The sequence below is a fragment of the Paenibacillus sp. NPDC057934 genome, from assembly GCF_042887565.1.
GTDB lineage: Bacteria > Bacillota > Bacilli > Paenibacillales > Paenibacillaceae > Paenibacillus_AQ.
Map to the genome: position 1 here is coordinate 49,578 of NZ_JBHVPB010000019.1, position 6,906 is coordinate 56,483.

7 protein-coding genes are annotated in these 6,906 nt (G+C 47.8%); 1 reads left to right on the top strand and 6 read right to left on the bottom strand.

Annotated features, from left to right (window positions below; genetic code table 11):
• Positions 1-166 precede the first annotated feature (166 nt).
• The 6 genes from ACFVRY_RS28420 to ACFVRY_RS28445 all read right to left on the bottom strand — a co-directional run bounded on the left by ACFVRY_RS28420 (position 167) and on the right by ACFVRY_RS28445 (position 5,712).
• Positions 167-1,378 (bottom strand): M24 family metallopeptidase, encoded by a 1,212-nt coding sequence (locus ACFVRY_RS28420; protein WP_387503611.1) that lies wholly within the window; start codon positions 1,376-1,378, stop codon positions 167-169.
• Between the two features lie 22 nt (positions 1,379-1,400).
• Positions 1,401-2,168 carry an amino acid ABC transporter ATP-binding protein gene (locus tag ACFVRY_RS28425; RefSeq protein WP_387503612.1) on the bottom strand — a complete coding sequence of 256 codons (768 nt, stop codon included), beginning with the start codon at positions 2,166-2,168 and terminating at the stop codon, positions 1,401-1,403.
• Between the two features lie 15 nt (positions 2,169-2,183).
• The gene (locus tag ACFVRY_RS28430; RefSeq protein ID WP_387503613.1) at positions 2,184-2,828 is read right to left on the bottom strand and encodes an amino acid ABC transporter permease; all 645 of its coding nucleotides are present in this window, start codon (positions 2,826-2,828) and stop codon (positions 2,184-2,186) included.
• 27 nt (positions 2,829-2,855) lie between these two features.
• Entirely contained in the window at positions 2,856-3,725 is an 870-nt protein-coding gene (locus ACFVRY_RS28435; protein ID WP_387503614.1) for a transporter substrate-binding domain-containing protein, read from the bottom strand.
• Positions 3,726-3,779: 54 nt separating this feature from the next.
• The gene (locus tag ACFVRY_RS28440) at positions 3,780-4,361 is read right to left on the bottom strand and encodes a TetR/AcrR family transcriptional regulator (RefSeq protein ID WP_387503615.1); all 582 of its coding nucleotides are present in this window, start codon (positions 4,359-4,361) and stop codon (positions 3,780-3,782) included.
• Between the two features lie 322 nt (positions 4,362-4,683).
• The gene (locus tag ACFVRY_RS28445; protein WP_387503616.1) at positions 4,684-5,712 is read right to left on the bottom strand and encodes a zinc-binding alcohol dehydrogenase family protein; all 1,029 of its coding nucleotides are present in this window, start codon (positions 5,710-5,712) and stop codon (positions 4,684-4,686) included.
• A 124-nt stretch (positions 5,713-5,836) separates the two neighbouring features.
• On the opposite strand from ACFVRY_RS28445, the gene ACFVRY_RS28450 reads away from it, so the two are divergent.
• Positions 5,837-6,208, top strand: coding sequence for a winged helix-turn-helix transcriptional regulator (locus ACFVRY_RS28450; RefSeq protein ID WP_387428678.1), 372 nt, complete (start codon positions 5,837-5,839; stop codon positions 6,206-6,208).
• The last annotated feature ends 698 nt before the right edge of the window (positions 6,209-6,906 follow it).

Here is a 6,906-nt window from a genome sequence, read left to right on the forward strand (position 1 = left end):
AGTTTGAATCTTAATTTCACTTCATATAGATAGATTTCGAATTGGAATCTGTTTACAATATAACATGTCTTGTTGAGGCTAAATGTTAGAATAATTACAGCGGAGGCTGGACAGGCAAAAGAAAAGAACAAAGGACCTTATCAAAGCGTCCCTTGTCCTTTTTTATTTACAACGATATCAAATCACGCGATAGCTTGTTCAGCCGTTCGCAGCCGTTGTCTGTCACAAGCACCATATCCTCGATCATGATCGAGCCGATACCGTAGCCGTAGTAAGGGGTCTCCAGACAAATGACCATGCCCGGGCGGAAGAGGGTTTCTTCCGATGGACTGAGGAATGGTGCTTCCTCGGCGGCAAGACTTAGTCCAGCGCTGTGTCCCAGATGGCCACGATTATAATTCGGGATTCCCGAGCGGCGGATCAGCGGCATCACTTCGTCAAAAGCATTCTTCATCGGCAGGCCGGGTTCGATGATCTCCAGCAGCCGGTCGTGTCCGGCCCGCAATGCCCCATAGATGCGCGTGACCGTATCTGAGGGTGTGCCAAGCACAAAGGTGCGTGCAATGTCAGAACCATAACCAGCCACGTCGACACCGACATCGAATTTGATGAGATCGCCAGGCTTGCTCGGACGAGTATCGAAAACATGCGCGGGCGCAAAGTGTTCTCCGACCGATATCATATGAAAACGGGATTCGAAGCCGTCTGCATGAGTCAGCAAAGCGAGCCGGAACGCATCAGCAATCTCTTTTGCCGAATGACCAGCTCGAATGCCCTTGATCGTCTCGGCCACCCCGATCTCCGCATATTCACAGCTCTTACGGAGCTGGGCAATCTCCCAAGGAGTCTTGAGCGACCGCAATTCAGTGAGAATTGGACCTGCTTCTGTTAATTGAAGTCTTGGAATGGCTTCACGTACCGCAGTTACAGCAGGATAGCGCATGGCGCTCAGCTCCACAGCCACCTTGCCGCTGTTTATGCCGTATTCCGCCAGCACTTGACCGAGCAGTCCGAACATCTCCTGCACCTGGTGGTTCACCGGACGCCGACCTTCATACTTTGCACCGCGCAGTCCGAGCGGATCGTCCACGTCGACCCAGGTCGGGTACGTACGCAGCTCGCATTGTGGCAAGTCTGCCGGAACACCGGCGGCTTCGAATTCGTTCATGATGATGACTGTAGGCCGGTTCGGATCGCGGAACATGACAGCCAGCGCGACTTCGCTCATACGCAGCGTATACATGAACGTACTGGCGTGGCCGGACAAGTAGTAGAAATTCTCACAGTTTGAGGCTATGAGTGCTTCCACATTTTCTTTTTCCATGATCGCCCGCGCTCGTTCCGCGATGTCTTTCAAATGCTCTGCTTTGCTGGGCATCCCTATCGTTCACTCCTTTGAATCAAACTTGATACTCTATATCTGGCACGCCTTCGATCTGGCGCAGGAATTTGCGTGCTCGCTCTGTCTTTGGCTGTTTGAAAAATTGCTCTGGTGTACTTTCTTCCTGAATCACACCATCGCTCATAAAAATAACCCGGTTCGCCACTTCCCGTGCAAACTTCATCTCATGAGTGACGACGATCATGGTCATGCCTTCCTCTGCCAACTGCTTCATGACAGCCAGCACTTCGCCCGTTAGTTCCGGGTCCAGTGCGGATGTCGGCTCGTCGAACAGCATGATTTCAGGCTGCATGGCGAGCGCCCGGGCAATCGCAACCCGCTGCTGCTGTCCACCGGACAGGCGGGAAGGGTATTCGTCCTTTTTGTTAAGCAGCCCCACTTTAGCCAGCAGCGATTCTCCGATTTTGACGGCCTCTGTGCGGCTCATTTTTTTGACAATCGTGGGAGCCATAATGACGTTCTCCAGAACGGTCATGTGGGGGAACAGATTGAACGATTGAAATACCATGCCTGTTGAAGTACGAATCTTCCGGATCGCTTGTTTCTTGCTGTTAGCATCCATCGAGAAGTCCCATGACGCATCTCCGATCACAACCGATCCCGCATCCGGTTCCTCCAGCCCGTTCAGGCAGCGCAGAAGTGTGCTTTTACCGGAGCCGCTGGGGCCGACCAGAACCACAATTTCGCGGGGATGGATATGTAGATGGATATCGCGGAATACGACGAGATCGCCGAAGCTTTTGCCGAGTTGCTTAACCTCGATCATGAACATCACACGCCCTTAATAAGCTTTTGATAAACGGTTTTCGATACGGTTCAAAATGAATGAAAAGAACACACTCATCACCCAATACATAATAGCAATAGCGATATAAAACGGCATAGCGACATAATACTGTGCAATTAGCAGTTGAGCGGAGCGCAGAAGCTCGGTCACTGTTACAACAGACACCAGCGATGTCTCCTTCAGCATCCCGATAAACGTGTTGCCCATCGGCGGAATCGCCACACGGGCTGCCTGCGGGAGCACAACCCGGCGCATCATTTGCCAAGAGGTCAAGCCCAGTGACTGAGCAGCTTCCGTCTGCCCTTTAGGCACGGATAAAATTGCACCGCGGAAGGTCTCGGACAAATAAGCGCCAATGTTGATGCTGAGCGAAATAAAGGCCGCAGTGAGCGGCCCCAGCGTAATCCCGTAGTCGGGGAGTCCGTAATAGATAATGAAAATCTGAACCAGAATCGGGGTGCCGCGAACGATGGATACGTAACCTTTGGCCAGGCCACTAAGCAGCCGATTTCCTTTAAGACGGGCGAGGGCAAGAAGTAGCCCGATGATCAAGCCGAAGAACATTGAGACAATTGTGATCAGCAGCGTATAATACGCGCCTGTCAATAGAAATTGGAAGTTCTGTAACACCAGTTCCATGCCGTACATCCTCCACGTTCACACTAATTAGATGTTAGGGTCTACGTTAAACCATTTTTGGAAAATCTCTTTGAATGTTCCGTCCGTCTTCATTTCATCCAGTGCTTTATTGATAGCATCCAGTAACTCTGGATTGTTCTTACGAATAGCGATCCCGGCAAAATCCTCTTTAATTGGCTCTCCGACCGCTTTGACATTGAAGTGGTTTTTCTCAACCAGCGGCTGGATAGCAAATGTGTTATTGATCGTAGCATCGATGCGTCCAACGTTCAGATCCTTCAGCGAGGTGATCACATCGTTATACGTAGCAATTTCAAACTTGCCGACTTTCGGGATAGCTTCATCGCGCAAATATTTCTCATCGTTCGTGCCGAGTCCGACACCGATCTTTTTACCTTTGAAGTCTTCAAGACTTTTGATGGTTGTGTTGTCGCTTTTGACAATTACATTGACAGCGTTCTTGATGTAAGGGGTAGAGAAGTCCATCGTCTTTTTACGGTCATCTGTGATGGTGACTTGGCTTACGAGTGCGTCGTATTTGTCTTTTTGCAGTCCTTCGATCAGTCCGGAAAATTCGCCAGTGATGAATTCAGCTTCAACGCCGATGCGTTTAGCTACAGCTTTGGCAACGTCCGCATCGAAGCCATCGATCTCGTGCTTTTCATTCAGGAAATTGTATGGAGCATAGGTGCCCATAAGTCCGATTCTGATTTTGCCAGCTTTCTTGATTTGCTCTAGTGAGTTGTCGGCGGCGGCTGTTTCGGCTGGTTTGTTTCCAGTATTGGCATCCGTAGCAGCTGGCGTCGCTGTGTTGTTGTTTCCGCAGCCCGCAAGTGCGATTACAAGCACGCTCAGCAGTGAAGCAGATTTGAAAAGTTTGTTTAGTTTGATTGTCATTACGATGGCCTCCTTGGCTTTCTTTGATGTTGTTATACACGATCTTGCTATAAGTTATCCGAGCAAACCCCGGAATTCGAATTTAGCGGTTTCTTCAGCTATGGCAGCCGGGGAGTAGGGCGATTGGTACTCAACGTCGTGCATTGGCCCGAACAGCCACTTGGATAGCACCCCGGTAATTAAACAGACAAGAATGTTAGCTCGCAGTGCTAGGTTGTTTGTTTCAGGAAGCATGCCCAGCTCGACGGCCCGCTCGATATTGCTCTTGAACGCTGCTTCAAAGGCAATCCAGGTCTGTGAGACGGCTTCCCGAATCGGCTGATCAGCGCCCTGGCCTTTCATGAGCAGCAGAGCCATCAAATTCCGATTCTGATGTGCAAAAGTGAACAAATCTGTAAGCAACCGTGCAGATGAATCCACCATGTCATCGACCGTACCGGCATGCTTGCGGTAACCTTGCTGGATGACTTGAATCAGCTTTTCTTTGCCATCTTCAATCAACTCCAGCGTGAGCTGTTCCTTACTTTTAAAATGCCAGTAAAACGTGCCTTGCGATACTCCGGTGGCCTTGACCACATCAGAAATTTTGGTACCGTGATATCCCTTACGGGCAAATAAGTCGAGCGCCGCGGTCATCAGTTGCTGGCGGCGATCTTGATCTTGTTCCTCTATAGCGGGCAGTTTCCATCGCTCCTCTCAACCCGACTGATTAGTCAGTTGGTTAATTCCGATGGGCTTACTATATTTAAATTTTAATATTCTGTCAAGACTGAAATGAGAATTTTGTCGAACGGTGAAAGTGGTTATTGATTAACTTGCCCTGCGGAAAGAAAAGTTATCCAGATGGGAGGGGTGATGAAGCCCGATGGGGGAGTAGTAGTAACCTTTTTTCTAAAATGAAAAGTGAAAAGTCGACCTGCCGAAGCAAGACGACGGTCGACTTTCTCATGTTGTTGTGTTAACTAAAATGCTCCAGCACAATCTTGCCGATAGCTCCTCTTGATTCCATTTTGGCATGTGCGAGCTTGAGGTTCGCGGCATTGATCGGAGACAGTCGCTCGGTAACTGTAGTTCGGATTTTTCCTTCGTCGACCAACTCGGCCATCTGATTTAATAAATGATGCTGCTCGGTAATATCTTTCGTTTGAAAAGTGGAGCGAGTGAACATATTCTCCCAAACCACTGTAACGCTTTTGCCTAAGAATTGACCGAGTTCAACAGGCGGATCATTATCAATGATGAAACAGATCTTTCCTTGCGGAACAATGACCTGAGTCAAACGGCTCCAGTCTACCTTGTTCAGGGAAAAGATATAGTCAACGGTATCCAATCCGTGCTGCTGCAATTGAGGCAGGAAGTCCTCGTAATGATTAATCACAATCTCGGCTCCAAGCTCTTTGACCCACTCTGCGGATTCTGGACGTGATGCTGTCCCGATGACAGTGAGTCCTGCCAGCTTGGCAAGTTGGACTGCGATAGAGCCCACGCCTCCGGCAGCTCCGATGATAAGAATGGATTTGTTTCGGTTGATTTCGGGATTATGAGGAATTCCCAAACGATCAAACAAACTCTCCCAAGCGGTAATCGTCGTTAACGGCAATGAAGCAGCTTCCGCGAAGCCGAGCGTTTTTGGCTTTCGTCCTACAATTCGTTCATCCACCAAATGAAATTCACTATTGTTTCCAGGTCTAATCACACTACCCGCATAGAAGACTTCATCTCCTGGCTTGAAGAGTGTACATTCAGGACCCACTTCAACGACGACGCCTGACGCGTCCCATCCGAGAATATAAGGACCTTCAGTCGCTGGATTGTATTGACGTACGACTGTATCGGCAGGATTGACGGCGATGGCTTCGATTCGGACAAGCAAATCATGTCCTTGTGGTGTAGGGACAGGAATTTCGAGGTCTAACAGACTATCTGGATGTGTAATTGGTAAATACTCATAATATCCGACGGCTCGCATGGTTTTTGAGTTTTGCATATGGGATCAATCCTTTCTTTTCTTATGGAATTGCGCTGTACTATTTTAGTATAGTTTAATAAGTTATATACAAAAAGTACGCAAAAATAGCATACCAAGTATCCAGTTAGATACTATAGAAGGGATGAATACTGTGATAAGCTCCTCAAGTACACGCTGTCCGGTTGAAACCACCCTAGGCGTAATTGGTGGTAAATGGAAAGGCGTCATTATATATTCTCTGCTCGGCGGGACCAAGCGGTTCAATGAGATTCGCAAGATTTATCCGCAAGTAACTCACCATACACTTACTTTGCAATTAAGGGAGCTGGAGCGGGAAGGTCTCATATCAAGAAAGGTTTATAATCAGGTGCCGCCTAAGGTAGAGTATTCGTTAACGGAGTTTGGACGGACGCTAGAGCCAATGCTCCTTATGATGAAAGAATGGGGATACCTGTACGAAGAGCGGGTAAGGGCGAATAATGAAGTAGTGGAAGAAGAGCCTGAATTGTATTGAGGTGGACGGTTAGTTTTCACTCGATAACACAGGGGCGATATCATAAAAATCCATATTATTGGCGGTTCGGGAAGCGGGAAATCCTATATAGCCTCGCTATTAAGTCAAAAGCTCCATATTCCGCAATATGATTTGAAAGTAGGCTAGCACTCCAAAGTGGAGGTTGCAAAACAACCTGTTCCACTGGCTCTGAGGTACCTTTAAGGCTGTCTGTATATGAGGGGATTATTCGAAAGTGAACGGGCTCCTTCAAGTGGATAGTATGCAACAAAAATCCATGAAACGGCATTGATTTTAAACGGAGAGCTCTCCTTACGTTACAGGTGCAACACTAGTAACACCAGCAACGGCAAAGAGGGCTTTGATAACAAGCATCGAAATGTAATTAACGGCATTTTTGTACCTTAAATCCTTTGCAGCTAAGGGTTATTAGAGATTAAGTGCAATATTGTACCTTAAATATTCCAAAGTACCCCGTCCAGCGCGCTTTTTCGGAAAATAAGATACAGTAATGACCTTATTTTCCTCTTTTGTATATATTAAAGAAAAATAAGGTGCGAAATGAACTAGACTAAAAAGTGGACACGGTAAATCCAACCCATGGATAATAGAATAAACTCCAGAAGAGGTGGTAGCCGTGGCAGAACGGAAGCGATATAACCAACAGTTTAAAGAAGAAACGGTAAGATACATTCAGG